At 40.5% G+C, this 26,854-nt stretch carries 23 protein-coding genes, 1 tRNA gene, 1 other RNA gene and 1 pseudogene; 4 read left to right on the top strand and 22 right to left on the bottom strand.

Going from position 1 to position 26,854, the window contains the following annotated elements; genetic code table 11:
- Window positions 1–6: 6 nt before the first annotated feature.
- A complete protein-coding gene (locus M3183_RS05160) occupies window positions 7–1,053 on the bottom strand; it encodes a polysaccharide deacetylase family protein (RefSeq protein WP_251467189.1) in 1,047 nt (348 codons plus the stop codon).
- Between the two features lie 301 nt (window positions 1,054–1,354).
- On the opposite strand from M3183_RS05160, the gene M3183_RS05155 reads away from it, so the two are divergent.
- The 3 genes from M3183_RS05155 (at window position 1,355) to arcD (ending at window position 3,959) form a co-directional block, all read left to right on the top strand.
- Window positions 1,355–1,573, top strand: a complete 219-nt coding sequence (locus tag M3183_RS05155) for a hypothetical protein (RefSeq protein WP_251467187.1) — start codon at window positions 1,355–1,357, stop codon at window positions 1,571–1,573.
- A 168-nt stretch (window positions 1,574–1,741) separates the two neighbouring features.
- Entirely contained in the window at window positions 1,742–2,365 is a 624-nt protein-coding gene (locus M3183_RS05150; RefSeq protein WP_251467183.1) for a DUF2085 domain-containing protein, read from the top strand.
- 193 nt (window positions 2,366–2,558) lie between these two features.
- A complete protein-coding gene (gene arcD / locus M3183_RS05145) occupies window positions 2,559–3,959 on the top strand; it encodes an arginine-ornithine antiporter (RefSeq protein WP_251467180.1) in 1,401 nt (466 codons plus the stop codon).
- Window positions 3,960–4,865: 906 nt separating this feature from the next.
- Here arcD and ssrA read toward each other — a convergent pair.
- The 14 genes from ssrA to M3183_RS05075 form a co-directional block, all read right to left on the bottom strand.
- Window positions 4,866–5,203, bottom strand: a transfer-messenger RNA (tmRNA) gene (ssrA, locus tag M3183_RS05140).
- 155 nt (window positions 5,204–5,358) lie between these two features.
- Entirely contained in the window at window positions 5,359–5,826 is a 468-nt protein-coding gene (gene smpB, locus M3183_RS05135) for an SsrA-binding protein SmpB (RefSeq protein WP_251467178.1), read from the bottom strand.
- Window positions 5,827–5,963: 137 nt separating this feature from the next.
- The gene (gene rnr, locus M3183_RS05130) at window positions 5,964–8,303 is read right to left on the bottom strand and encodes a ribonuclease R (protein ID WP_251467176.1); all 2,340 of its coding nucleotides are present in this window, start codon (window positions 8,301–8,303) and stop codon (window positions 5,964–5,966) included.
- 24 nt (window positions 8,304–8,327) lie between these two features.
- The gene (locus M3183_RS05125; protein ID WP_251467174.1) at window positions 8,328–9,074 is read right to left on the bottom strand and encodes an alpha/beta hydrolase; all 747 of its coding nucleotides are present in this window, start codon (window positions 9,072–9,074) and stop codon (window positions 8,328–8,330) included.
- 268 nt (window positions 9,075–9,342) lie between these two features.
- Window positions 9,343–9,576, bottom strand: coding sequence for a preprotein translocase subunit SecG (gene secG, locus M3183_RS05120; protein ID WP_251467172.1), 234 nt, complete (start codon window positions 9,574–9,576; stop codon window positions 9,343–9,345).
- Window positions 9,577–9,741: 165 nt separating this feature from the next.
- A complete protein-coding gene (gene eno, locus M3183_RS05115) occupies window positions 9,742–11,040 on the bottom strand; it encodes a phosphopyruvate hydratase (protein ID WP_251467170.1) in 1,299 nt (432 codons plus the stop codon).
- Window positions 11,041–11,089: 49 nt separating this feature from the next.
- Window positions 11,090–12,622, bottom strand: coding sequence for a 2,3-bisphosphoglycerate-independent phosphoglycerate mutase (gene gpmI, locus M3183_RS05110; protein ID WP_251467167.1), 1,533 nt, complete (start codon window positions 12,620–12,622; stop codon window positions 11,090–11,092).
- Complete coding sequence (tpiA, locus tag M3183_RS05105) at window positions 12,615–13,376, bottom strand: triose-phosphate isomerase (protein ID WP_251467164.1); 762 nt, start codon at window positions 13,374–13,376, stop codon at window positions 12,615–12,617. Before tpiA ends, gpmI begins: the two co-directional genes overlap by 8 nt.
- Window positions 13,377–13,546: 170 nt before the next feature.
- A complete protein-coding gene (locus M3183_RS05100; RefSeq protein WP_251467162.1) occupies window positions 13,547–14,731 on the bottom strand; it encodes a phosphoglycerate kinase in 1,185 nt (394 codons plus the stop codon).
- Window positions 14,732–15,089: 358 nt separating this feature from the next.
- Window positions 15,090–16,097 (bottom strand): type I glyceraldehyde-3-phosphate dehydrogenase, encoded by a 1,008-nt coding sequence (gene gap / locus M3183_RS05095; RefSeq protein ID WP_251467158.1) that lies wholly within the window; start codon window positions 16,095–16,097, stop codon window positions 15,090–15,092.
- Window positions 16,098–16,147: 50 nt separating this feature from the next.
- Window positions 16,148–17,170 (bottom strand): sugar-binding transcriptional regulator, encoded by a 1,023-nt coding sequence (locus tag M3183_RS05090; RefSeq protein ID WP_251467154.1) that lies wholly within the window; start codon window positions 17,168–17,170, stop codon window positions 16,148–16,150.
- A gap of 132 nt (window positions 17,171–17,302) precedes the next feature.
- Window positions 17,303–17,560, bottom strand: coding sequence for a glutaredoxin family protein (locus tag M3183_RS05085; RefSeq protein ID WP_251467444.1), 258 nt, complete (start codon window positions 17,558–17,560; stop codon window positions 17,303–17,305).
- A gap of 18 nt (window positions 17,561–17,578) precedes the next feature.
- Entirely contained in the window at window positions 17,579–18,904 is a 1,326-nt protein-coding gene (gene rpoN / locus M3183_RS05080) for an RNA polymerase factor sigma-54 (protein WP_251467151.1), read from the bottom strand.
- Between the two features lie 153 nt (window positions 18,905–19,057).
- Window positions 19,058–19,129 (bottom strand) — tRNA-Arg (locus M3183_RS05075).
- Between the two features lie 201 nt (window positions 19,130–19,330).
- Between M3183_RS05075 and clpP the strand changes: the two are divergent.
- A pseudogene (gene clpP, locus M3183_RS05070) lies at window positions 19,331–19,939 on the top strand (ATP-dependent Clp endopeptidase proteolytic subunit ClpP); the annotation flags it as partial.
- 128 nt (window positions 19,940–20,067) lie between these two features.
- On the opposite strand, the gene M3183_RS05065 reads toward clpP, so the two are convergent.
- The 7 genes from M3183_RS05065 to M3183_RS05035 all read right to left on the bottom strand — a co-directional run bounded on the left by M3183_RS05065 (window position 20,068) and on the right by M3183_RS05035 (window position 26,571).
- The gene (locus tag M3183_RS05065; protein ID WP_251467147.1) at window positions 20,068–20,331 is read right to left on the bottom strand and encodes an HPr family phosphocarrier protein; all 264 of its coding nucleotides are present in this window, start codon (window positions 20,329–20,331) and stop codon (window positions 20,068–20,070) included.
- Window positions 20,332–20,386: 55 nt separating this feature from the next.
- The gene (gene whiA, locus M3183_RS05060) at window positions 20,387–21,337 is read right to left on the bottom strand and encodes a DNA-binding protein WhiA (RefSeq protein ID WP_251467144.1); all 951 of its coding nucleotides are present in this window, start codon (window positions 21,335–21,337) and stop codon (window positions 20,387–20,389) included.
- A gap of 58 nt (window positions 21,338–21,395) precedes the next feature.
- A complete protein-coding gene (locus M3183_RS05055; RefSeq protein WP_251467142.1) occupies window positions 21,396–22,379 on the bottom strand; it encodes a gluconeogenesis factor YvcK family protein in 984 nt (327 codons plus the stop codon).
- Window positions 22,376–23,269 carry an RNase adapter RapZ gene (gene rapZ / locus M3183_RS05050; protein ID WP_251467140.1) on the bottom strand — a complete coding sequence of 298 codons (894 nt, stop codon included), beginning with the start codon at window positions 23,267–23,269 and terminating at the stop codon, window positions 22,376–22,378. Before rapZ ends, M3183_RS05055 begins: the two co-directional genes overlap by 4 nt.
- A gap of 16 nt (window positions 23,270–23,285) precedes the next feature.
- Window positions 23,286–23,744, bottom strand: coding sequence for an 8-oxo-dGTP diphosphatase (locus tag M3183_RS05045; protein WP_251467138.1), 459 nt, complete (start codon window positions 23,742–23,744; stop codon window positions 23,286–23,288).
- Window positions 23,745–23,985: 241 nt separating this feature from the next.
- On the bottom strand, window positions 23,986–24,936 hold the full coding sequence (trxB, locus tag M3183_RS05040) for a thioredoxin-disulfide reductase (RefSeq protein ID WP_251467134.1): 951 nt from the start codon (window positions 24,934–24,936) through the stop codon (window positions 23,986–23,988).
- Between the two features lie 141 nt (window positions 24,937–25,077).
- Window positions 25,078–26,571, bottom strand: coding sequence for a tetratricopeptide repeat protein (locus tag M3183_RS05035; protein WP_251467131.1), 1,494 nt, complete (start codon window positions 26,569–26,571; stop codon window positions 25,078–25,080).
- Window positions 26,572–26,854 lie beyond the last annotated feature (283 nt).

Here is a 26,854-nt window from a genome sequence, read left to right as displayed (position 1 = left end):
TTAGCTTTACCTAACTTTGAATTGATAAGGATTCAAAGAACTGTCAATAGCATGACTGACATAACCGTTTTTACGTAAATAATCAAGCAATTTTGGCAGATGGGCAAGCGTTTCTTTCCGCTCGTGAAGCAAAATCACGATTGGCCCTTGATGGTGTTTCATTCTGTTCAACTGGTCAATGACACTGTTCACATAGCGTCCATCCTTATAGTACCAATCCTTACTGTCAATATTCCAGTCCCACATCAAATACCCTTTTTCATCCACAGCTTTACGATATTCCTGCTTCATCCCCGGCACACTGCCATAGGGTGTTCTGATTAGAAAGGATTTGACACCAGAAATTTCCTTCAAGGTGTTTTGATTTTGATTTAATTCACCTAAAACGGAATGAACTGAAGCATAGAACCTCTTCGAATCATGTGATACACTATGAAGTCCTACCGCCTCACCTGACTTAACCATCAATTTAACCGCTTCGGGATATCTGCGAATATTGCTGTCAATCATAAAAAATGAAGCCTTAAAATGATATTTTTCTAAAAGTTTGATAAGATCGCCGGAAGTTGCTGCTGGACCATCATCAAATGTTAAGTAAACTGCTTTTTTACCGGTACCGCTGTTCACAGGGGTTTCCGGAGTTTGCTTGGCTGTTGGTGCTAGGGATTCTTTCTTTGTTTGTTGAGGAGTTTTTGAATCTTCTTTGGCAGGCGGTGCCTCATCTGAATCTTTTTCCGAATCTTTATCTTGTGCTTTTTCCAAATCTTGCTGTGTCTTATTCGCTTCTTTCATGTTTCTCCAGGCAAATGCTTTCTTTTCCTGCTTGTGAATCCATTCTTTTTCCAATTGATAATCCTTTGTATTCTGCCTAATCATTTCAGGTGTTAAATTTTCAACTACTGGTTTACCAGCTTCATTTTTTTGTTGATTAAGAGGTTTTACTGCAGCTTTTGCCTGAAAATAATTTGAGACTGATATTCCGGTTAACAATCCTCCAACTACGAATACCAAAACCAAGGACCAAATCGACCAACCGCGCCTTAATTTCCTCATTGTTTATTACCTCACTGCTGTTTAAAATTTCCCTTTCCCATTATAGACGATTTTTCACTTGGATTGTTTCGAATCTATTAAAAATATTACAGTTTTATTAAATGCAGAAATTAATAGAAACTTTGACAAGTTCCTACAATTTTTCCTATCTTTTATTCTAACGGAAATGGAAAGGGAATAGTAATATAATTCATTTAAATTTAAAAATACAGGCAAATTTGACTCATGACCAACATACATTTCATTGAGCACAGATTTTCTCATGAAAAGCTCTTTTTTTATTCCTTTTGGAGGTGATCGTGTGTCTGGCGGTATCAAATTTCTGCTTTATCTGGTATCATTTTTTATTCCTATAGTAGGAATTATATTAGGAATCATTTGGATGAATGACCAAGAAATCGAAAAAAAAGCGGTTGGCAAGAATTGTTTAATCGTCTCCATTGTCTCGATTGTCCTGTCATGCATTTGCTGGTTTGCGCTTTCGGCTTTATCGATTGCTCCTGCATTTTCGGGGTATTAAATTGTTATTTCAAGGATGTAAGGAGATTTCCGCGGAAGTCTTTGTTTTTTCCGCGGGTTTTTATTTTATTCCGCATGCTTTAGAAGGATTTTGAAGGAATGACCGTTTTGTTCCGCTATATGCCTCAGGAGTACCGCGCATTCGACTTTATCAAAGGAAGGGATTCAAATGCTGCAGGAGTTATTTCAATTCTTTGGAAGGGCTATCTGTCATCAATTAGAAGAACGGACACTCCTTGTCTCTGGCGATTTCCTTTCGGTATGCGCACGCGACACCGGCATTTATATCGGCATTTTTTCATCTCTTTTTTATTTACATATGCTAAAACGAAAAAAGCAGATTACCATACCAACGATCAAAATGAGCCTTTTTCTTTTACTTTTAATGGGGCCGTTAGTCATTGATGGCATTGGCTCTTACAGTCATCTATTTGAAAGCACCAATGAGCGGAGACTTATCACAGGGATTTCTTTCGGCCTGGCACTGCCTTACTTTCTCTACCCATTAGCATTAGGAAAAGCGTTAAAAAAGGATGCTCTGCCGGTCATCACAAATGGCTGGGATGTACTTATACCGGTAATTTTCAGCTGCATTATTGGCAGCATCATTTATATGGGAAGAGTTCCACATGTATTAGTGGATGGTTTTATTATTTTAATGATTATTATCTGGTTTAGTTTGTGTGCTTCATTCTTATTCTCCCAATTCCGTTTACAATGGCTGCTGGCTGTTACCGCTGGGTTAGCATTCCTCAGCATCCTTTCCATCCTTCATGGAATGATTATTTCATAACAAAAAAAGACTGCAGACCGCATTCAGCCGCCAATTTCTTGAGCTGAATGCGGTCCTTTTTTCATTTTGTTGAAAATTTAAACTTTCTTTGTAAGCGTAATTTAATGATGTTCCTAAATAATAAATAGTGTAGTATGGATAATGCTGGTTTTAGCAACTATAAGAGTAACGCTTATTTAGAAGGAAGGATTATATGGACAGCAAAGAAAATAAGCTTGGTTTAACGGCGTTAATCGCTTTAGTCATAGGTTCCCAGATTGGCGGGGGCGGGTTCAATGTTGCAACTGATATGGCTGCAGGCGCTAATGCTGGTGCCATCATTTTAGGGTGGATCATCACTGGCATCGGTATACTTTCATTGGTTTTTTCATTTCAAAATTTAACAAATAAACGGCCTGATTTAGATGGCGGTATTTATAGTTTTGCAAGAGAAGGTTTTGGCAGTTATTTTGGTTTCAATTCGGCATGGGGGTATTGGCTTTCTGTCTGGCTGGGGAATGTTGCCTTTTTAACATTGTTGTTTAGTTCCATTGGTTACTTTCTGCCGATCTTTAATGGAGCAAATTTCGCATCTGTACTCGGTGCTTCTATTCTGCTTTGGCTGCTAATCTTCTTTATTTCTAAAGGTATTCACTCTGCGGCCATCATGAATATTGTCGTCACTATTGCAAAATTAATCCCTATAATTGTATTTATTTTAATTGCTTTTACAGCTTTTCATTCTAATGTGTTCACAAAGGATTTTTGGGGCGGCAGGACTTTTGATATAAAAGATGTTATGGCGCAAACGAAAAGCACCATGCTTGTCACGCTTTGGGTTTTTACTGGTGTAGAGGGAGCTGTTGTTTTATCACGCCGTGCAATGCGAAAAAGAGATGTTGGCAAAGCGACAGTGATAGGCGTTATGTCAACGTTAACCATTTATATCTTGATTTCGTTATTATCCTTAGGCATTTTGACAAGGCAGGAACTTGCCGGCTTAGAAAGCCCATCCATGGCCTATGTATTAGAAGCAATTGTGGGCCCCTGGGGTGCAGCATTCGTCAATCTTGGCTTGATTGTCTCTCTATTAGGTGCACTGCTCGGCTGGACTTTGTTTTCGGCAGAAGTTCCTTTTTTAGCAGGGAAAGATGGGACATTTCCCAAATTTTTCACGAAGGAAAATAAACATAATGTCCCCACTCATTCGCTCATTTTTACTGGTGTTTTGATTCAATTATTCCTGGTGACTTTATTAGTTTCCGACAAACCCTACCGATTTGCTTTTTCAATGGCCAGTTCCACGATTTTAGTGCCCTACCTTTTTTCCGCTTTATACCAGGTGAAGTACAGCTGGCAGCAAAAAGAAACCGGGCAGATGATCATTGGTATAATCGCATCCATTTATAGCATTTGGATTTTATATGCGGCAGGGGTCGGCTATCTTTTATTAACATCCATTTTATATTCTCTTGGAATCCTTATATTTTTATATGCTGAAAAAGACAAAAATCAAAAAGTATTTAAACCATTCGAATTGGCCTGGGCTTGTATCTTTGTCCTGCTGGCCATTTTAGCTATTATTTTGCTTGCAATGGGAAAAATTCAAATTTAGCTGGCGGGATGCCGGCTTTTTTAATTATCAGGGTTGAAGTAAAATATGCCAGCCTTGTTTATCCGAGTACAATTTTCCACAAACTAATTCGTCAAAATAAACATTAGCTAACAAGTATAGATATAGTGAAATTAAGGAAACCGCCGTTTCTGTTTGGCCGATGTTTTCTTATTGTCAGGTGAACAAGTCTATTTCAAAAATAGAGATGATATTTGGGATTTTAAATACATCCTTAAGATAAAAATAAGCAAATCAACCTTACAGCAGCTTAGGTTAATTTGCCTTTTAGTTTATCGATTCCCCGGTGCCGGTTTATCTACACCCGTTACATGATGCCGGTGTCCATCATCCTCACTCGTAAGAATTCATATGTATTATCCATTAAAAGTAAAAGGGATGTTTTTAGAACTTTATATGAGATTTCGCCATTCCTAAGAGTTAAACAAAAAAAGGAACGTGCCATTTTTATTTTGAATAACTACGATGACGTGACACCACGCAATGGTAACAATCCCCGGTTACAAAAACAAAAAATTGAATTTGAAAATAACTTTTTTAAAATATAAAAAAGACCAGCAACTAATATGCTGGTCTTGAATTCCACCTTATGTATGGTGGAGACGGTGGGACGTGCTCTTCCATGCTTTCGTCATGGCACTGACTATATCTTGAACCTGCCTTTTATCAGGTCCCCCGGCGTATTATGCGAAATATATATTTACCTATTCGGCAGCATTTCGCATCCTAGTACTACCAACTAAAGATGGCAGCCTATAAGTCGATACACGGCTGTTGAATTACTCCACATACCGCTCGGCATTGCCTTATCGCTATTGATGCGACTTAGGTTTCACCGATCAAGCCGGATTTTCACTTGTATGTTACCACACAAGGCGACTAAGTTACTAATCGAACCCACGTCCAAAGATATCGGCACTTAAGCTTCTACGAGTGTAGTCGATATATTGGCGTTTCACTGATCCTTCTGCCTATCGACAGGCGTCCGGTCAGCTAGCCTGGTTGTTCTCTTCCTTCATCCTCAGGCGGTGGAATCCGGCGTAGCCTGCTAAAGTTGAGTCCGCTACCCTACCACACAGGCGATGGAGGGGCGAACCGCTTAGTGCTTAATTAGGCAGCTAAAGCGAAGTTGTTGTTAGTTTTGCCAGTTATTGGCTTTGACGTTTTAACGAGGCCGATCCCCTCGACTCGCAACCTAAGCTCAAACTATCCCTGTCGAATCCGTAGCGTCCCCATTATAAAAATGCTGAATATCAGCTAAGACGTTAGGAAACTGGCAAGTTGTACTGAGCAAAAGTTTCTGTCGCTCATCTCAGCGACAAACTTATTATAACATACTCAGTGAATTTTTCAATTGTAAGTATTTGTAAGATGAACCAAATTACATTTTCTGACGTTCACGGAAGGCACGTTCAATTTCACGTTTCGCTTCTTTCCGCTTTAAGTCCTCACGCTTATCATAGTTTTTCTTACCTCTAGCAAGGCCGATTAGAACCTTACAGAAACCATTTTTTAAATAAAGTTTCAATGGAATAAGGGCATAGCCTGCTTCTTTTGCATCCCCATAAAGCTTATTGATTTCTTTTTTATGAAGCAGCAGTTTTCGTGTCCGTAATGGATCGTGATTATAGCGATTCCCTTGTTCATACGGGCTGACATGCATTCCAAAGATCACTGCTTCGCCATTATGGATCCTTACATATGCATCCTTTAGATTAACACGTCCGGCACGAATCGATTTGATTTCAGTCCCTTGGAGTACGATTCCAGCTTCGTAGGTTTCCTCGATAAAATAATCATGGCCGGCCTTCTTATTTTGAGCAACTACTTTTCCTGTTCCTCTTGGCATCGTTTCACCTCATCTCTGGAATATTAATCCACATTAACGTGCGGGAAGACCCTCACCTGAGTGAAGTTTCACCTTATTGTAACAGAAATAAACATCTCAGTACAACGAAAAGAGGACTCTTTTGGAGCCCTCAAAATTTATCTTTTCTTCTTCCGTTTTGTACTCTTGGATATTGGAACGTTATCATAAAATTTTCGTTTGTTTTTTGGCTTTTTCCCTTCACCAGATGCTTCCTGCTTATGATTTTTCCCGTCTTGTTTCTTTCGGCGCGGCTTGTGGGTATCACTTCCTGTTTTAATAACCTTTGGAGTCTCAGGACGTTCCCTGCGGCGGGTGCCTTTCATTCCGACGATTTCAAAATCAATCGAGTGCTCATCTTTATTTACTTTTACCACACGGACAGTGATTTCATCGCCAATCCGGAAGACATTCCCTGTCCGTTCGCCAATCATCGCGAAATGGCGCTCGTCAAAGCGGTAATAGTCATCGGTCATATAGCTGACATGAACAAGACCTTCAATTGTATTTGGCAGCTCGACAAACATCCCGAAGTTGGTCACTGAACTAATAATACCATCATACTCAACACCAATCTTGTCTTCCATATATTCCGCTTTCTTCAATTCATCTGTATCCCGCTCTGCATCCACCGCGCGGCGTTCCATTTTTGAAGAATGCTCAGCAATTTCCGGAAGATCGGCATTCCATTTTTCCCGTGTTGCTTCATCCAGCTTTCCTTCAATTAAATAAGTCCGAATCAAACGGTGGACAATAGTATCCGGATAACGGCGGATAGGTGACGTAAAGTGAGTATAAAACTGTGTCGACAGCCCAAAGTGTCCAAGACATTCCGGATAATACTTTGCCTGCTGCATCGAGCGCAGCATCACAGTAGAAACCACCATTTCCTCCGGCTTGCCCTGTACCTCTTCAATTATTTCCTGCAGTGCCCGTGGATGGACTTGATTTGCTGTCCCTTTCACGATATAGCCAAAATTCGTAATAAACTCAAAAAATCTTCGCAGTTTGTCTTCCTTAGGATCCTCGTGAATCCTGTAAATGAACGGCACATCCAGCCAGTGGAAATGTTCAGCAACGGTCTCATTGGCAGCAAGCATAAACTCTTCAATTAACCGTTCTGCCACTGAACGCTCGCGAATGACAACATCGGTCGGCTTGCCTTCTTCATCGACCAATACCTTTGATTCTTTAAAATCAAAATCAATGGCCCCGCGGTTCATCCTTTTCTTGCGTAGAATCGCAGCCAGCTCTTCCATTAATTCAAACATTGGCACAAGCGTCTCATAGCGTGCCCTTGTCTCTTCATCCTTGTCCACAAGGATTTTGTTTACATCAGAGTAGGTCATTCGTTCCGTTGTTTTAATGACACTTTGGAAAATTTCATGTGAGACCTCATGGCCCTCGGAATCAATTTCCATTTCACATGATAATACCAGCCGGTCAACCCTTGGATTTAAGGAACAAATTCCATTGGAAAGACGGTGCGGGATCATTGGAATCACCCGGTCTACTAAATAAACACTTGTAGCTCTTTCTTCTGCTTCCTTATCAATGGGTGATCCTTCTTTCACATAATAGCTGACATCGGCAATATGAACGCCGAGCTTATAATTGCCGTTTTCTAGTCTAGTTACAGTCACCGCATCATCCAGGTCTTTCGCATCTGCCCCGTCAATAGTGACAATGGTTTCATTGCGGAGGTCACGGCGATTAGCCAGTTCACTTTCATCAATTGTGTCAGGAACCGAATTTGCCTGCTGAAGGACTTCATCAGGGAAGGCCAATGGAAGACCATGCTTATGTATAATAGATAGAATATCGACACCAGGGTCGTTTTTATGGCCGAGGATTTTCACGACTTCTCCTTCGGCACTTTTTCTTCCTTCAGGATAAGAGGTCAGCTGAACCACGACTTTATGCCCTTCCACTGCCCCTTTGGAAGCTTCTTTCGGAATAAAGATGTCGCTTGCAAACTTTTTATCATCAGGAATCACAAACCCAAAATTTTTACTTTCCGCATAGGTACCGACGATTTGCTGAACTCCCCGTTCAATAATCCGGACAATGGTTCCTTCACGTCGCTGCCCGGAGCTTTCCGAGGAAACACGGACGAGTACCGTGTCACCATGCATTGCATTACTGGTTTCTGTCGGCGGGATAAAAATATCATCCATCCCTGGTTCATCCGGAACCACAAAAGCAAATCCTTTAGCATGGCCTGTCATCCTGCCGCGGACAAGATTCATTTTTTCCGGCAGACCATAGCGGTTGGCACGTGTTCGCACAACAAGCCCTTTTTCCTCCATTTTAACTAAGGCTTTGACAAATTCCTTAAAATCGCTTGAATCTTGAATGCCAAATGCACTTTCCAGCTCTTGAACTGTTAAAGGCTTATAAGTCTCTTCCTTCATATATTGCAAAAGCCGGTCAATATGCTTTTTAATATTTTCTTCCATAGCAATCCCTCCTCTATCAGGTTTCTATTCACGCCAGTCCAGCTTTTCTAAAAAGGCATATACATCCTCATGAAGCTTATCCCGCTCTTTATCAAGCGTAATGACATGGCCCGATTCTTCATACCATTTAATTTGTTTTACCGGTGACTCGATTTCATTGTAGATGATGTCTGCACTTTCCGTTTTAATCATTTTATCAAGACGGGCCTGTACAACAAATGTTGGTGCGTAAATCATATCAACATTATTACGTACATCTGCAATTAAATTTTGCAAAGCTTTTAAGGTATTCATCGGTGATTTTTTAAATTCATTCATTTCCAATTCGATTTGTTCTTCAGATTTTCCTTCTCGGTTTTTAAATTCGCGGGCATATTCGAGCACACCCTCGTACATGACTTCTTCACTTTTTATATACATTGGTGCACACATAGGAATAATTCCCTTTATAGGTACAGTGTATCCCAATTTCAAGGAAAATACGCCTCCTAAGGAAAGTCCTGCCACAGCAATTTCATCATACCCATTATTTTTTAAAAAATTATATCCGTCCATGACATCCTTCCACCACTCTTCCGGGCCGGTATGCACTAGTTCTTCAGGAGGCACCCCATGTCCTTTATAATGCGGGGCATGGCAGGTATATCCCCTTTTTTCAAGAAAGCGTCCAAGCATCCTGACATCTGAAGAATTTCCGGTAAAGCCGTGCAATAAGAGGACGGCTCTATGGCCCCGTTCAAAGAAAAATGGTTTTGGCATTGTTATTTTCATGTTTTAAGACTCCTTTAATACAATAAACTTTCATCAGCTGGGGGCGAACTTCCCCCATTGATTGTTTGCTCAAATCGGGTTTTATGAGAAGTCAATCCTAGAATTAATCTATTGACTTCATCATTCCAACTGCCCGTTAAGCGAAAAAAATACTGCTATTCTTTTTAGTTTAAGCAAAGCAATAGTTAACATTCCAGAAAAAAGCTTAAGGGAAAATTATTCTCTTAACAAAAAACCCGGCTTAACAGCCGGGTTTTAATCGTTGTTATTAGATTTTGAAGTAAGTAACAGCAAGTGCAAGCAAGAAGAAAAGAATGGATAATACGACCGTAATCCGATGAAGAATTAAATCAATTCCCCGTGCTTTTTGTTTACCAAATAAAGTTTCTGCACCACCGGAAATGGCACCGGATAGACCAGCGCTTTTGCCTGATTGAAGTAATACTACAGCAATTAGTGCAATACTTACAATAACTAATAATATAACTAATAATGTATGCATGAAGGCCACCTCCTGTAGACGTACAATACACAGTATAATAAATTTACCATATAAATTCCCATTTCACAATAGATTATTGGGACTCTGCCGGCAAGGCCGTAAACTTCAGCAGACCTTCAAAAGGCATCCACTTTTTCATGGATGCCTTTATAATCCTATCTATAATTATTTATTTAAATTATAGAAAGATTTAATTCCATTGAATTGTGCTGTTTCGCCTAGTAAATCTTCAATGCGAAGCAGTTGATTGTATTTTGCAATACGATCGGTACGGGATGGTGCACCAGTTTTGATTTGGCCAGCATTAGTTGCTACAGCGATATCAGCAATGGTGCTGTCTTCTGTTTCACCAGAACGGTGAGAAACAACAGCAGTGTAGCCAGCGCGCTTAGCCATTTCAATGGCATCAAAAGTTTCTGTAAGTGTACCAATTTGGTTTACTTTGATTAGAATTGAGTTGGCAATACCTTTTTCAATACCTTCAGCAAGCTTCTTAGTATTGGTTACGAATAGGTCGTCACCGACTAATTGTACTTTACCGCCAAGACGCTCAGTTAAAAGCTTGTGGCCTTCCCAGTCATTTTCATCAAGACCATCTTCGATAGAGATGATTGGGTATTTTGAAACAAGTTCTTCGTACCATGCAACCATTTCTTCGGAAGTTTTGACAACACCTTCACCAGCAAGATGATATTTGCCGTCTTCTTTATTGAAGAACTCAGAAGATGCAGCATCCATTGCAAGCATTACTTCTTCACCAGGCTTGTAGCCGGCTTTTTCAATTGCTTCTACAATGGTTTGAAGAGCTTCTTCGTTTGATCCTAAGTTTGGAGCAAAGCCGCCTTCGTCACCAACAGCTGTATTAAGGCCTTTGCCTTTAAGAACTGTTTTTAAAGTATGGAAAATTTCTGCGCCCATGCGAAGTGCTTCTTTAAAGCTTGGAGCACCTACAGGCATGATCATGAATTCTTGAATATCGACGTTGTTGTCAGCATGTTCCCCGCCGTTTACGATGTTCATCATTGGCACTGGAAGCTGCTTAGAGTTGAATCCGCCAAGGTATTGGTATAATGGAACACCAAGATAATCAGCTGCTGCACGTGCAACAGCCATAGAAACACCAAGGATGGCGTTTGCGCCTAACTTACCTTTGTTTTCTGTACCGTCTAACTCGATTAATGCTTGGTCAACACCAACTTGATCAAGAACGCTGAATTCTTCGCTGATTAACATTGGAGCAATAATATCGTTAACATTTTCTACAGCCTTTAGAACACCTTTTCCAAGGAAGCGGCTCTTGTCACCGTCGCGTAGTTCAACAGCTTCGTATTCACCTGTTGAAGCACCGCTTGGAACTAATGCGCGGCCGAATGCACCGGATTCAGTATAAACTTCTACTTCTACTGTTGGATTACCGCGGGAATCCAATACTTCACGAGCATAAACTTCAGTAATAAATGGCATGTCTATTCTCTCCTTAAAAATAAGTTAAATTTTTTCACCAATTAAGAGTTTACTTTATTATGGACGTTCCTGTCATTTCTGCAGGTTTCTTAACATTTAATAAATCAAGCATAGTTGGGGCTAAATCACCAAGGATTCCGCCGTCACGTAATTCTGCACCTTGCTTGGTAACAATGACTGGTACAGGGTTTGTCGTATGCGCGGTCATTGGATTACCTTCAAGTGTAACGACTTCGTCAGCATTCCCATGGTCTGCAGTAATAATGGCTGCGCCGCCTTTTTCCAAAATTAAATCGACGACTTTTCCTAAACATTCGTCTACTGCTTCAATCGCTTTAACCGTAGGCTCAAGCTTACCAGAGTGGCCTACCATATCAGGATTGGCAAAGTTTAAAATAATGGCATCGAAATGGTCTGCTTGAATTTCCTTTACCAGTGCATCTGTTACTTCATAAACGCTCATTTCTGGTTTCAAGTCATAGGTTGCTACCTTCGGCGAATTGATTAAAATCCGCTCTTCGCCAGGGAATTTTGCTTCCCGGCCGCCGCTCATAAAGAAGGTAACGTGCGGATATTTTTCTGTCTCGGCAATGCGCAATTGCTTCAGATTATTTTGCGACAACACTTCACCCAAAGTATTATCAAGATTTGCTGGTTTGAAAGCAACATAACCATCAACTGATTCACTGAAATGAGTTAAACATACGAAATAAAGATGTTTCGGATGTTTTGGTCCTCTGTCAAATGAGCGGAAGTCCTCATTCGTAAAGGTATTTGAAATTTGAATGGCCCGGTCCGGACGGAAATTATAGAAAATCACAGCATCATTATCTTGAATAGTTGCTACAGGCTGTCCATCTTCTTTCACCATTACAGATGGAATCACGAATTCATCATAAATTCCGTGGGAATAAGAATCCTCTACAAGCTCTAATGGATTTTTGTAAGTCGGTCCTTCTCCGTACACCATCGAACGGTATGATTTTTCTACACGTTCCCAGCGCTTGTCACGGTCCATAGAATAGTAACGTCCTGAGATGGTGGCAAATTCACCGATCCCATACTCTTTCATTTTGTCCAGAGCTTCCTGAATATATGTTGGTGCTGTTTGCGGTCCTACATCACGTCCGTCAAGGAAAGCGTGAATATAAACCTTTTCAACACCACTCTCTTTGGCAAGCTTTAAGAGTGCAAACATATGGTTAATATGGCTGTGAACCCCGCCATCAGACAACAAACCAAATAAATGAAGGCTTGTACCATGTTTTTTCACATGTTCCATCGCGCCAAGGAAGGTTTCATTTTTCTCAAATTCATGTTCGCGGATTGCAATGTTCACTCTCGTTAAGCTTTGATAGACAATCCGTCCGGCCCCGATATTCAAGTGGCCGACTTCAGAGTTACCCATCTGTCCTTCCGGAAGACCAACAGCCTCACCGCTTGCAGTTAAATGGGAATGCGGATAGGTGCTCCAAAAACGGTCAAAGTTTGGTTTCTTCGCATGTGCAACAGCATTTCCTTTTGTTTCATTGCGGCATCCGAAACCATCTAAGATGATAAGGGCTACTGGAGCTTTACTCATTTTTGCCCGCCTCCAATAATTGTAAAAATGATTGTGCCTCAAGGCTTGCTCCGCCGACTAAAGCACCGTCAATATCAGGTTCAGCCATATATTCTTTAATATTTCCCGGCTTAACGCTGCCGCCATATTGAATACGGACTGCCTGTGCTGTATCTTCTGAAAATTGCTTAGCAATGGTTTGACGAATATGGGCACATACTTCATTGGCATCTTTTGCAGTAGAAGATTTTCCTGTTCCAATGGCCCAGATTGGCTCATAAGCAATAACGGTTTGTTTTACTTGCTCATCGGTTAAGCCTGCTAATGCCTTCTCGATCTGGCCGGCGATAAAATCCATTGTTTCGCCGTTTTCACGCTGTTCCAATGTTTCACCACAGCAAACGATTGGGCTTAAATGATATTTAAATGCAGCTAATACCTTTTTATTGACTGTTTCATCTGTTTCATTAAACATTTCCCGGCGTTCAGAGTGGCCAATGATGACATAATCTACACCAAGATCTTCTAATGCCTTTGGACTGATTTCTCCTGTAAAAGCACCGCTTTCTTCAAAGTGCATGTTTTGTGCACCAATTTTTACATTCGTTCCTTTTGCTGATTCTACAAGGGTTTGTAAAAATAATGCTGGTGCACAGATGACAGAATCAACTTGTTCTGGAGCTGGTACAAGGCTTTTTACTTCCTCGGCAAAGCTTTTTGCTTCAGAAAGTGTTTTATGCATTTTCCAGTTACCTGCAATAATCGGTTTACGCATTCTGGACATCCCTTTCTATATTGATGAGGGGCGGAGCGTCGCATCAAAATTCGAGAAGCTTATTTAGCGTTTCAATAAATTACTCCAAATTTGTAGAACTTAGCTCTGCTCACACCGCCTTCATTTATTAAAATTGATAATACCGCCAAGCTTTTGTGTTTGGACTCTTGTTACTTGTCGTTTAAGGCCACAACACCCGGCAATGCTTTTCCTTCCATAAATTCAAGAGAAGCTCCGCCGCCGGTTGAGATGTGGCTCATTTTATCCGCTAAACCAAATTTTTCAACCGCTGCAGCAGAATCACCGCCGCCTATGACTGAATAAGTATCCTTTGCATCTGCCAATGCCTGGGCAACTGCCTTTGTTCCTTGAGCAAATTTGTCTATTTCAAAAACACCCATTGGTCCATTCCAGATGACAAGTTTTGATTTTTCGATAACATCACGATAGACAGCCGCTGTTTTAGGGCCGATATCAAGGGCTTCCCAGTCTGCTGGAATCTCTTTAATACTTACCACGTTAGTGTTGGCATTTTCGGAAAAATCATCCGCTACCACCACATCAACCGGCATATAGAAGTTTACGCCCTTTGCTTTTGCTTTTTCCATAAATGATTTTGCAAGCTCAATTTTGTCTTCCTCAAGAAGTGATTTACCAATTTCAAAACCTTGAGCTTTCACAAATGTATAAGCAAGTCCTCCGCCGATAATAAGGTTGTCCACTAATTCAAGCAGATTTTCAATGACACCGATTTTATCTTTTACCTTAGCACCACCGATAATTGCCGTAAAAGGACGTTCAGGATTAGAAAGAGCTTTACCAAGAACATCCAGCTCTTTTTCCATTAAAAAGCCGCTGACTGCCGGCAGATGATGGGCAATTCCCTCAGTAGAAGCATGTGCGCGGTGTGCGGCACCAAATGCATCGTTCACATAGAGATCAGCAAGCTCTGCAAAGGATTGAGCAAGTTCCGGATCATTCTTTTCTTCTCCAGGATAAAAACGAACATTTTCAAGAAGAAGAACATCACCTTCCTGCATGGTGTCAATCAATGCTTTTACAGAATCTCCAAAAGCCTCATCTGCTTTTTTCACCTCTTTGCCAAGCAGTTCAGAAAGTCTGGCAGCAACCGGTGTTAAGCGCATTTCTTCTACCACTTTACCTTTTGGGCGGCCTAAGTGGCTTGCTAAGATAACTTTTGCCCCCTGCTCAATTAAATACTGAATGGTTGGCAATGCAGCGCGGATCCGCGTCTCATCAGTGATTTTTCCTTCCTGCATTGGTACATTGAAGTCTACCCGGCAAAAAACGCGTTTTCCTTTTACATCGACATCTTTCAACGTTTTCTTGTTCATTAAAAGGACCTCCTATGTATTGGCTTTTTGGTCAAGCATCTATTCTCGCAAAACAACATAAAAAAGAGCGGGGCTCGTAAAACCACACTCCCCGCTCCCCATGGAATACCATTAAATATTATAACAGTTTAAGATGAAAATTCCATTCTTAACCATTAAAAGCTTAAAGCTCCTTCGCAACAAGCACAGCTCATTCCTGCGATAATGTTCTTAGCAGTTTTCTTCATTTTAACAGCTTTTAGGCTGGCAAAAGGTTATTTGACCTCGAGCTGCTCAGAGCGATCGCTTTGAGCAAGATACCCGAGGGAACATTTCCAGAGATGAAAACTGGCTAGGCGCTAAAGCTAAAAACTAAAGATTAAAGTCCTCTTTGTGCAAGGTAATCAACAAGGTCAACAACACGGTTAGAATAACCAACTTCATTATCATACCAAGAAAGTACTTTTACCATGTTTCCTTCAAGAACCATTGTTGAAAGAGCATCAATAGTAGAAGAAACAGTTTTTCCGTTAAAGTCACGTGATACTAATGGAAGTTCGGTATAATCAAGAATTCCTTTTAATTCGCCTTCTGCAGCAGTTTTTAATGCACTGTTTACTTCTTCAACAGTAACATCTTTTTCTAATTCAGCAACAAGGTCGACAATTGAAACGTTTGGTGTTGGTACACGCATTGCCATACCATTTAATTTACCTTTTAACTCAGGTAATACAAGAGCAACCGCTTTTGCTGCACCAGTTGTAGTTGGAATCATGTTTTCTGCAGCAGCACGGGCACGACGGTAATCCTTATGCGGCAAGTCAAGGATTTGCTGATCATTTGTATAAGAGTGAACAGTTGTCATCATACCGCGTTTGATTCCAAATGTATCATTTAATACTTTAGCAAACGGTGCTAAACAGTTTGTAGTACAAGAGGCATTAGAAATGACATGATGGTTTGCTGGATCATATTTTTCTTGGTTAACGCCCATAACGATCGTAATATCTTCGTTTGTTGCTGGAGCAGAAATAACAACTTTCTTTGCACCTGCTTCTAGGTGTTTAGCTGCATCTTCGCGTTTTGTGAAACGGCCTGTTGATTCTACAACCACTTCAACACCAAGCTCTCCCCAGCCAAGTTGTGCAGGATCGCGTTCAGCTAGAACTTTCACTTTATGTCCGCCAACAACTAAGTATTCGCCATCAACGGTTACATCTTCAGAAAGAGTTCCGTGAACAGTGTCATATTTCAAAAGATGGGCAAGCATGTTTGCATCTGTTAAATCGTTGATTGCTACGATTTCCACATTATTATTATTTAATGCTGCACGAAATACGTTACGGCCAATACGTCCAAATCCATTAATTCCAACTTTAACTGTCATGAAAATTTCCTCCTTAATTTGGGTAAAGCATTTATTTTAGTTTAAAAAAACTACCCTTTAAGTAATAATTCTGCTGCACCCTCATCTGTGATAAGAATGGTGGATGCAGGAGCTTTCTTCATATAGGCTTTAATTGCCTTTGCTTTTGAGGCTCCCCCGGCAATCGCCAGTACATTTGGGATGCCTTCAAGATCTTTCAGCTGAATGCCAATGGTCTGCAGTTTATGAACAATTTCGCCTTCTTCATTAAAATAATATCCAAAAGCTTCGCCAACAGCTTTTGCATCTTCCAGCTTCTTCAATAATTCTGGACTGCTTTTTCGCCGTTCGGCCATTGTCATAGCATCCCCAATCCCGTGAAGAACCATGTTAGCAGATTGTATAAGCTTTAAATTTTCGTGTATTTCAGGCTCTTTGATAAGGGACTGATAAATTTCTGTACTCACCTGGTCGGGTGCATAAAACACACGATGCTTCGTGCGGGTGTTAGCCGCCATAATCGCACAAATGGTGTTTGCTTGATTTTGCAGATCTTCACCTACTCCGCCGCGGGCTGGAACAAACAATAATTTCTTATCACCAGATTCCGGAGTTAGTTGATCCGCGACAGCAGCCATCGTTGATCCGCCGGTTACCGCGATGATATTTTCCCCTTGAAAAAGCCTTTTCATGCAAGATGCTGACGCTTTACCAAGCTCTCGTTTTACAAATGGGGATTGGTCACCATTCCCAGGAACAATGATAACTTTTTTAATTCCCAGGCGATGTTTAAGCTCTAATTCCTGTACATCAATTCCCTTTACTTCACGCATAGAGCCTTCTAAATCCTCCAGCAAATTTCTTCCTTCTTGAGTCAAACTCATACCCGCAGTATTTGCTGTAATAAGATTTTGCTCTTTGAGGAATTCTACTTCACTACGAAGGATTCGTTCCGTTAAATTAAGGCTGACTGCTAAACTTCTGCGCCCTACCGGCTGCATAAATCCTATTGAACGAAGGATGGAATATCTTTTTTGCAGAACTGGCAGAAAATCTGGTAATAATCTTTTGGCAATATCGATAAAAGACTGCATAACCAGCGACTCCTTTATTATATGTAGTTGGTCAAAAAATGTCCACCCTAGACATATTGTGTCCCACCTGCTGCAAAAAAAATTCACCCTTGCTACGGTTTATATTGTAGCAGGTGTGAAAACTTATTTCAATCAATTAGATTCCCTATTTTTTTGCAAACGATTACTTATTTCATATTTATTTACGGAACCATAAGCAGCTTCTTCTCCGTTAATGTAAACAACCGGAATCATTAACCCATAGCGCTCCGTTAGTTCATCGCTTTGTTCAATATCCACTTCCACTAAATGAAATTCATATTCTTCTTTTAGTTCAAGCAGCACCGTCTTTGCCTTGTCACATAATGGGCAGTGGTTTCTTGTATAAATAGTAATATTAGGATCCTGCATATCAATCATTTCCCTTCTTCAATTAAATCTTTTTCGTTTGCTAGAGGACGGGATTCCAAGCTGGCCGCGGTATTTTGCAATGGTACGTCGTGAAACGACAATTCCTTCTGCCATTTTAAGGTGTTCGGCGATATCTTGATCAGACAAAGGCTTTTCTTTATTTTCATTATCAATTAGTTTACTAATTGCATTTTTAACCTGGGATGAGGAAGTATTGTCATCACCAGCTACGGTTTGAATCGTACTGGTGAAAAACGATTTTAATGTAAAGGTCCCCAGCGGTGTCTGTACATACTTTTCACGAACAGCCCGGCTTACCGTTGATTCATGAATATTAAGCTCCGATGCAATTTCCTTCATTGTCATGGGTACTAAACTTTCGGGCCCTTTTTGAAAAAAAGCGGTCTGCTTTTCGACAATCTTGGTTACGACCCTTGTCAAGGTTTCTCTTCGCTGCTCAATACTTTTAAGAATCCACTGATAATCTTGAACCTTATCCTTCAAAAATCGGCTTACCTGCTGGTCCTTGTCCTTAAATTTTTGAAAATATTGTTGGTTAAACGTTATTTTAGGAAGGATATCATCAAACATCCGGACGGTCAAACCCTCAGGTGTTTGTTCAACAACCGCATCAGGAATAATGTAAGCCGAGGTTTCATACCCAAGCCTTGCACAAGGTTTAGGGTTTAAAGCCTGTATCTCATCAAAAACATGTTGAATTTCTTTAAGTGATATATTTAGAGCCTTTGCGATCTGCTTCCACTTCTTTTCCGCAAATGGGACAAAATAATCTGTAAGAATTTCCTTGGCTAGTTCATAATTTTCGGGATACTCATATTCTAATTGTATCAATAAACACTCCTGAAGATTTCTTGCTCCAATACCAACTGGCTCAAGCATTTGAATCACCCGCAGGCAGTCTTCCGTAAACTCCCTTGGTACTTTTAGTTTTAACGCGATCTCACCCAAGTCGTCCGCTAGGTAACCGTTTTCATCTAAATGTTGAATTAAATGGCGAATCACGCGTAACTGTTCACCAGATAATGATTTTATATTCAGCTGCGAAATTAACTGCTCTTCAAGTGAAAATCGCTTTGCTGCAATTTGTTCAATCCAATCCTTCTCCATCTTCTGATGCTTTTTACGATTTCGGTCAATTAGGGGATTCATCGGCTGTACATTAACATTCTCAATTTGCATTAAAGGATTTTCAAGCGCTTTATTTTCTAAAAACTCACTTAATTCTTGAGCTGAATATTGCAATAGGGCAATTGCTTGAGTCAGCTCTTGAGTCATTGCAAGTTTAAGAGTTTGCTGCTGCCATAACCCAGCTTTTAAATTCATCGCTTTCCCCCCTTATGTCTATTTTACATGAAATAAGCGGTTTGGTGTATGCAAAAATCTGAATTGGAGGAATTATTAATTTTGAAGATTTATGTATGGAGATGCTGACAAAATAAAAACCTCCTGTCGTAATAGATCAGGAGGCTTTTATAACGCCCTCGGCAGGAATCGAACCCACAGTTCAAGAACCGGAATCTTGCGTGTTATCCGTTACACCACGAGGGCTAAATGTAGCGACTCACATATTATATGTCATTTCTCGACACTTTGCAAGAGGAAAAATAGTTTTAAAATTCACGAGAATTGGATATCCTTGAGAGAGGAAGTTGTCGAACAAAATTAAAGGCGATTTGTTTGACCTTAATTGACCATTAGTGTATGATAACAGTACATAGTTTTTAGCCTTTTCATTCAAAGGAGGAGAAAAAAATGAATTTGATTCCTACAGTAATCGAACAAACAAATCGTGGTGAAAGAGCCTATGACATTTATTCACGTCTATTAAAAGACCGGATTATTATGCTCGGAAGTGCCATCGATGACAATGTGTCAAACAGCATTGTTGCACAATTGTTATTCCTAGAAGCAGAAAACCCAGAAAAGGACATTACACTTTATATCAACAGCCCAGGCGGAAGCATCACAGCCGGAATGGCGATTTATGATACAATGCAATATATTCGTCCAGACGTATCCACTGTATGTATTGGTATGGCGGCATCTATGGGAGCTTTCTTACTAACAGCTGGTGCACCAGGAAAACGTTATGCTCTTCCAAATGCTGAAGTCATGATTCACCAGCCTCTTGGCGGTGCACAAGGACAGGCAACAGAAATTGAAATTGCTGCCAAACGCATTCTTTTCCTTCGTGAAAAATTAAACGGCATTTTAGCCGAACGTTCAGGCCAGCCGCTTGAAGTAATCCAGCGTGATACAGACCGCGATAATTTCATGACTGCTGAAAAAGCAAAAGAATATGGATTAATCGACAATATTATTACCCGTAACGTTACTGACAAAAAGTCAGAAAAATAAGGAGATACTCTGACAGTATCCCTCAGGCGGGTTTCTTTAAAACAATCGGCTTTTTAGAGCCGGTTGTTTTTTTATATAAAAAAGGTCTGGTCCCACTGGCCAAACCCTGATACTTTTTAAAATTTAAATTAATGGTGGTGTTCTTGTTCAATGAAATCAATTAGCGTATTCATTGCAGTTTCTTCATCATCACCATCTGTAATAATGGTAATTTCAATACCCGCTCCTACCGCCAGGCTCATTAACCCCATGATACTTTTAGCGTTCACTTTTTTTCCATCCTTCTCTAGGAAAATATCCGCAGAGAATCGGTTTGCCTCTTGAACAAAAAGCGCTGCGGGCCTAGCCTGCAAACCTGTTTTCAATTTTACTTCTACTTGTTTTTCCAACATCTATAATTCCTCCCCGTATTTCTTCTATGTTTATTTTTTCACAAAGATAATTTGACTATTTTTTCAGTGGTAAACTTCCTCCGCGGAGCTTTTCGGCAATCTCGTCAATTTTCCTTAGACGATGATTAATACCCGATTTGCTGATAGTACCGCCTGACACCATTTCCCCCAGCTCCTTTAATGTTACATCCGTATATTGGAGGCGGAGCTCTGCAATTTCTCTTAGTTTTTCAGGCAATATCTGCAAACCGACTGTTTGATCAATAAAGCGGATATTTTCTACCTGTCTGATGGAGGCGCCAATCGTTTTATTTAAGTTAGCGGTTTCACAGTTTACCAGACGGTTAACAGAATTCCTCATATCTCTGACTATTCTGACATCCTCAAAACGGAGCAAGGCATTATGTGCACCGATGATGTTCAAAAACTCGGTAATTTTCTCCGCTTCTTTTAAGTACGTAATATAGCCCTTTTTCCGCTCCAGCGTTTTGCTGTTTAACGAGAATGTATTCATCAGTTCACATAAAGAATCATTATGTTCCTTGTAAAGAGAAGCTATTTCCAAATGATAAGATGACGTTTCCGGGTTATTCACCGAGCCGCCGGCTAAAAAGGCGCCCCGCAAGTATGATCGTTTGCAGCATTTCTTTTTTACCAGCTCTGGAGAGATATCATGAATAAACGTAAAACCTTCCCCAATGATTTTCGTATCCGTAAGAATTTCCTTTGCCTGATGTGAGAGACGAACAATGTAAACATTATTCTTTTTCAAGCGCATTTTTTTTCGTACTAGCAATTCAACCTGTACGTCATACCGTTTTTTCAATAATGTATAGATTCTTCTGGCAATCGCGGCATTTTCAGTCTGAATATCGACCACTACCCCGCGATTGGAAAAGGAAAGGGAGCCATTCATGCGGATAAGAGCAGACAATTCCGCAAGAATACAGCAGCTTTTCACTTCCAGATTAGTTAATTCCTTTTTCGTTTCCGAAGCGAAAGACATTTCCCCCACCTCCATTTAAACAGCTTTCACCATCACATTTTCAAACATGATATCTTATTTACGCTTCATATCGTTTTTTGGTTTCATTCACCAACAAATTATATAAAATTTTTGCCACTTTTTTGGGATCATGCCTTAGGGCACCATTTTCGAGATTGGCAATATCGGCATGGACGACTTCAAGCCCAAGTTCAAATAATTGCGGCATATCATATTGTACCGGACTTGCCAGTTCTTCTTTATAGCGGAGCTTTACATCCTGTGGAATTTCCCTGTCATTTACCAAAATCGTATCAATAAAAACACGATTCATATGATCGTAAAATGCTTTGATATGGTCGCTGGCAGTAAAGCCGTGCGTCTCCCCTGCCTGTGTCATTAAGTTGCAGATATATACCTTTTTCGCCTTTGAGCTGCAAACCTCATCCCCAAGCTTTGGCACAAGCAAATTTGGCAATATACTCGTATATAAGCTGCCTGGGCCCAGGATAATTAAGTCCGCTTGGCGAATAGCCTGAAGTGTTTCAGGTAATGGGCGGATATTTTCCGGCGTCAAAAATACCCGTTTTATTTTCTTCCCGGAATAAGGGATTTTGGATTCTCCAGACACAATTGTGCCATCATCCATTTCTGCATGCAGAATCACACTCTGATTAGCGGCCGGCAGCACTTTACCCCTTACATTTAACACCTTGCTCATTTCCTGAATAGCATAAACAAAATTGCCGGTAATGGAAGTCATGGCAGCTAAAATTAAGTTGCCAAGGGAATGTCCTGAAAGTTCATTCGATGTTTTAAAACGATGCTGAAACATTTCCTCAACCAGTGGTTCTACATCAGATAATGCTGCCAGCACATTACGTATATCGCCGGGAGGAGGAATATTGAGGTCCTCCCGGATTCTGCCTGAACTGCCGCCATCATCGGCCACGGTCACAATCGCGGTAATTTCTACAGGGAACTGCTTTAAGCCTCTAAGCAAAACAGGCAGACCAGTCCCCCCGCCAATGACAACAATTCGCGGCTGATCATAATCACTCATGTTGTTTTTTCCTTTCTCCTCTCAATGTCACGATGGGAAACAACAGTTTTATAATCACCTTGGAAGAACTTTCCGATGTATTCAGCTAATGCAACTGAACGATGCTGTCCCCCGGTACAGCCAATCGCGATGACAAGCTGGGCTTTCCCTTCACGCTTATAATGAGGCAGCATAAACCCCAGCAAATCTGTCACCTTATCCAGAAACTTTTGTGTTTCATTCCATTTTAGAACATAACTGGAGACATCTTCATCCAGACCTGTTTTCGGACGCATATGGTCTATATAATGCGGGTTTGGTAAAAATCGCACATCAAAAACAAGGTCAGCATCGATAGGGATTCCATATTTAAATCCAAATGACACGACATTGACGGTAAAAATAGATTGTTTATTTGCACTAAATTCCGTTACTATCTTCTCACGTAATTCCCGAGGTTTCATCTGGGAAGTGTTGTAAATTATCTGAGCTCTTCCCTTTAATTCCTCTAAAAGCTCCCGCTCCAGTGTAATCCCTTCAAGCGGAAGACCTGATTTTGCAAGTGGATGGGATCTTCTGGTTTCTTTGTACCTGCGGACCAATGTGGAGTCATCCGCATCTAAAAAAAGGATGCTGGGTGTCACCCAAGATGTCTCCCCCAATTCATCCAATGATTTAAAAAGACTGTCAAAAAATTCGCGGCCCCTTAAATCCATTACAAGGGCCACTTTATTCATTTTATTCCCTGAATCTTTCATTAGTTCCAGAAACTTAGGAAGCAATGTAGGAGGCAAATTGTCAACACAGAAAAAACCTAAATCTTCAAAGCTTTGGATGGCAACCGTTTTTCCAGCGCCGGACATTCCAGTAATTATCACAATTTGAACATCACTTGTCGAACCGGTACTCATTTTAAAAACTCCTCCATTAGCTGGGATCTAATCGGTAACTGATTAGTTTAAATTCTTTTGTATAGGTAAAAGTGCCATAGATGATTCCTTTTCCATGAATCATGTAATCAATAATATGGTGATCACCGGAGGCCATCGGCAGATCTTTGATATCGTCAAACGGATGCCATGCAAGCTTTCCTTCTTCGGATTCATCAAGGTCAATGCCATCAGATTCTGTCGCCACAAATGTAAACATCATCCATTCTGAAAGAAGCTGATCTCCTTCTTTCATGATCATGGTAAAAATCCCTTTTAACTGGGGGTTTTTTAAATATATTCCTGTTTCCTCACGAAATTCTCTGATACACGAATCGCGGACTGATTCACCCGGCTCCATCTTCCCGCCTGGCGCTACCCACCATCCACGGCGCGGTTTTTGCAGCAACAAAACTTTATTATCTTTTGCCAACACACAATTGGTAACCCGCTGCATTCTTTTCACCCTCTTTACGAGTGCTATGTGCACTTATATTCCATGATAAATTTTAGTCTATTTATTATACTATTTTTAACAAACAGTCACAATGAATTAAGAAAGTAAAAACATCCAAAAAAAATAGCACAGGCTGGTCCTGCGCATTTAAAAGTATATAAAATTAAAGGGGGTCAATTTCTTTTATCATACCTTATCTTTATTTCACAACTGTTACAGTTAAATGATAAAAGAATTAATTTTATTTTTTTAATTTTATTTCCTCTTTTAATTCTTCTACATAATGCTGTGCTGTTTGTGCGGCAATACTTCCGTCACCTGTTGCCGTTACAATTTGGCGCAGTGTTTTTTCACGGACGTCACCTGCAGCAAAGATGCCAGGTATTTTCGTTTCCATTGTTTCATTGGTTTCAATATAACCATTTTCATTTGTAATTCCTAAAGCTCCAAAAGGCTTTGTCAACGGTACCATACCAATATAAATGAAAACACCATCTGCCGGAAGCTCTTGTTCTTCGCCATTTTGCGTAGATACGAGGGTAATACTTCCTACCTTCCCGTCTTTCCCGTTAATGGACTTCACAGTATGATTCCAGATAAAGTCAACTTTCTCATTTGCAAAGGCACGGTCTTGCAGAATTTTTTGAGCACGAAGCTGATCACGACGATGTACAATTGTAACTTTTGAAGCAAAACGGGTTAAATATACACCTTCCTCTACAGCTGAGTCTCCTCCTCCGATAACATAAAGCTCTTTCCCTTTGAAAAAGGCCCCGTCACATACCGCGCAGTAAGAGACGCCGCGTCCGCCTAATTCCTGCTCACCTGGAACACCGATTTTCTTATACTCGGCACCTGTTGAAATAATAATAGAATAAGCTTTATATTGTTTAGAACCAGCAGTCACGACTTTATAGTCACCGTGATCTTCAATTCCTTTAATATCGCCATAAGCATATTCAGCGCCAAATTTTTTCGCATGTTCAAACATTTTTGTCGAAAGATCCGGCCCTAAAATACTTTCAAAACCAGGATAGTTTTCGACTTCCTCTGTATTGGCCATCTGCCCGCCCGGCATCCCCCGCTCGATCATGAGTGTGGAAAGGTTTGCACGGGATGTATAAACGGCTGCTGTCATCCCTGCAGGACCAGCTCCGGCAATAATAACGTCATAAATTTTTTCCTCAGTCATTATGAAGTTCCCTCCTTATTTAAAACAGCTTAAGCGGTTCTTCCTCCTAAGCTGGTGTATAAAAAAATACGATTAAGCATAGTATCCCCTACTTAATCGTATTAAACAATTGATTTATAGTCCAAGAATCTGCTTACCTTTTTAGTTTAAAAACTCATTGACAAGCTTCACATATTTTCCAATGGTTGCTGGTGAAATTGCATACCGTTTTGCCACGTCCTGCTGTGAAACCTTTTCACTGCGGAGCTTGTGCCATACATATTCAACAGCCCCTGCCCAAGCCCGTTTATTCTTTAACCTAATACCTGCTTTGGACACTTCTACAAACACGGAAAACAACATCAGGTAAAGTCCGGCTTCAACGGTTCCAATCGGCTGATATGTTTCATAGAACAGCTCTGCAATTTCCTGTGCGTCTGCTGTTGCCGATGTTTTGCCTGAACGTATTAGTGATATATATTCTTTTTCTAAAGTCGTAAATTTGTGATTTTGAAACAGCCGTTTCGAAGTGATAATTTCCTCTTTTTTGCTTGATACAGATGTCAAGAAAAGAGCGAAAAGCCGTTCTTCTACATAGTCACTTTCAAGTTTTTGAAAAATAGAACCCGAAAGATCTTCAAATCCATTCACTTGATCCTGATCAGCCAGCCATGGTTCATTGCCTTCTTTTTCAGGATTTAACTCAATCAGTTTTTTCCAAATGGCTTTGGCAAAATTCTCATGTCCGGTGTAATGGGCTGAATAAGAAAGCCAATAATAAAATGGGCTGTCTCCATCAAAACCGGTTTTATAAAGCTTTTTCAGCCATAAAAAGGCCTGCTCATATTCACCGACTAATGCAAATGATGTACCAAGCTTAAATTTCTGCTCGCTTAGGAGCGGCTGAATTTTCATTAATGATTCAAGCATTTGGTTCACAAATTCTGTTTGTCCTTGATAATAGGCAAACACCATCTTATTGCATAATGCATGAAGATTACCTGGATTTCGTTCAAGCACTTCATCTAAAATGGCTTCCGCTTTCTCTGTTTTGCCTAAATAAAAATAAGCAAGTGCTAAATTGTTATAGGCAGACCAGTATTCCGGATATTCTTCAACAACTTCTTTTAACAGCTCTATAGCCTTTGGAAAATAGCCTGTTTCCAAAAGGTCTCGAGCCTGCTCCTGCTTGATAATGAGGTCATCCTGCTGATACAGTTCGTCCTCTACTACATCCTCTTCAAAAGCGAGCAATTCAAGCAGTTCCTCTGCATCTTCTGTAAAATCACCATCTGGATCCATCTGTAAATAAGTAACCGTATGGTGGTATGCATCTTTAAAAAATCCCATATGGGCATAATTATTTGCTAGAAAGTAGTGGCATTCTACCATTTCATGATCAAGATCTTCAAGGATGAGGTGTAAGAGTCGGTTGGAATGTTCAAATTCGCCCAGTTCTGTTGACACAATGGCCAGCTGGCATGCTATCATCGGTTCGCCCGGCTCAAGCTGTAGCGCCCGTCCCAGATATTTTTTAGCTTTTAAAAAATCACGTCGATGGTATGCCTTGATACCCTTCTTAAAGTAATATTCCCCCGTTGGAATAAATGAAACAATTTTCCCCTTATCCATTCTTGCTTTTGCGTCTCTGCTCATGAGGTCCTCCATCATCCTTTAATAACCACAACTAATGTAGTATAACATATTTACCGGTGGTACGAGAAGGGATTTATGCCGGGGGTAGATGGAAATTAAACCAGCGCAAGCGCCTTCGAAACAAGCACAGGCTTGTTCCTGAGATGATGATTCTTACCAGCTTCCCCAGCGGCCAGCCTCAAGGCTTGGAAATGTTCTTCAGCCCTAAAAGTCTGGTATTTGACTTTTAGGGCTGAAGGATTATTTAACCTCGAAGGGAGGCTGCTTGCCTGAACCATTTTCA

The organism is Neobacillus mesonae (assembly GCF_023715155.1).
Lineage (GTDB): Bacteria > Bacillota > Bacilli > Bacillales > Cytobacillaceae > Neobacillus > Neobacillus mesonae_A.
Note: the sequence above shows the minus strand (reverse complement) of the source record. Positions and strands in the feature narration are given on the sequence as shown.

What these genes read in the sequence shown, in the direction of transcription:
- M3183_RS05045 (WP_251467138.1), bottom strand. Translation starts at nt 23,744, where the DNA reads ATGCAGCGGGTTACCAATTGTGTGTTGGCAAAAGATAATAAAGTTTTG.
- M3183_RS05150 (WP_251467183.1), top strand. Translation starts at nt 1,742, where the DNA reads ATGCTGCAGGAGTTATTTCAATTCTTTGGAAGGGCTATCTGTCATCAA.
- gpmI (WP_251467167.1), bottom strand. Translation starts at nt 12,622, where the DNA reads ATGAGTAAAGCTCCAGTAGCCCTTATCATCTTAGATGGTTTCGGATGC.
- M3183_RS05065 (WP_251467147.1), bottom strand. Translation starts at nt 20,331, where the DNA reads ATGTTGGAAAAACAAGTAGAAGTAAAATTGAAAACAGGTTTGCAGGCT.
- rapZ (WP_251467140.1), bottom strand. Translation starts at nt 23,269, where the DNA reads ATGAGTACCGGTTCGACAAGTGATGTTCAAATTGTGATAATTACTGGA.
- M3183_RS05160 (WP_251467189.1), bottom strand. Translation starts at nt 1,053, where the DNA reads ATGAGGAAATTAAGGCGCGGTTGGTCGATTTGGTCCTTGGTTTTGGTA.
- M3183_RS05055 (WP_251467142.1), bottom strand. Translation starts at nt 22,379, where the DNA reads ATGAGTGATTATGATCAGCCGCGAATTGTTGTCATTGGCGGGGGGACT.
- M3183_RS05090 (WP_251467154.1), bottom strand. Translation starts at nt 17,170, where the DNA reads ATGCAGTCTTTTATCGATATTGCCAAAAGATTATTACCAGATTTTCTG.
- arcD (WP_251467180.1), top strand. Translation starts at nt 2,559, where the DNA reads ATGGACAGCAAAGAAAATAAGCTTGGTTTAACGGCGTTAATCGCTTTA.
- M3183_RS05100 (WP_251467162.1), bottom strand. Translation starts at nt 14,731, where the DNA reads ATGAACAAGAAAACGTTGAAAGATGTCGATGTAAAAGGAAAACGCGTT.
- secG (WP_251467172.1), bottom strand. Translation starts at nt 9,576, where the DNA reads ATGCATACATTATTAGTTATATTATTAGTTATTGTAAGTATTGCACTA.
- tpiA (WP_251467164.1), bottom strand. Translation starts at nt 13,376, where the DNA reads ATGCGTAAACCGATTATTGCAGGTAACTGGAAAATGCATAAAACACTT.
- rnr (WP_251467176.1), bottom strand. Translation starts at nt 8,303, where the DNA reads ATGGAAGAAAATATTAAAAAGCATATTGACCGGCTTTTGCAATATATG.
- gap (WP_251467158.1), bottom strand. Translation starts at nt 16,097, where the DNA reads ATGACAGTTAAAGTTGGAATTAATGGATTTGGACGTATTGGCCGTAAC.
- eno (WP_251467170.1), bottom strand. Translation starts at nt 11,040, where the DNA reads ATGCCATTTATTACTGAAGTTTATGCTCGTGAAGTATTGGATTCCCGC.
- whiA (WP_251467144.1), bottom strand. Translation starts at nt 21,337, where the DNA reads ATGTCTTTCGCTTCGGAAACGAAAAAGGAATTAACTAATCTGGAAGTG.
- rpoN (WP_251467151.1), bottom strand. Translation starts at nt 18,904, where the DNA reads ATGAATTTAAAAGCTGGGTTATGGCAGCAGCAAACTCTTAAACTTGCA.
- trxB (WP_251467134.1), bottom strand. Translation starts at nt 24,936, where the DNA reads ATGACTGAGGAAAAAATTTATGACGTTATTATTGCCGGAGCTGGTCCT.
- M3183_RS05125 (WP_251467174.1), bottom strand. Translation starts at nt 9,074, where the DNA reads ATGAAAATAACAATGCCAAAACCATTTTTCTTTGAACGGGGCCATAGA.
- smpB (WP_251467178.1), bottom strand. Translation starts at nt 5,826, where the DNA reads ATGCCAAGAGGAACAGGAAAAGTAGTTGCTCAAAATAAGAAGGCCGGC.
- M3183_RS05085 (WP_251467444.1), bottom strand. Translation starts at nt 17,560, where the DNA reads ATGCAGGATCCTAATATTACTATTTATACAAGAAACCACTGCCCATTA.
- M3183_RS05035 (WP_251467131.1), bottom strand. Translation starts at nt 26,571, where the DNA reads ATGAGCAGAGACGCAAAAGCAAGAATGGATAAGGGGAAAATTGTTTCA.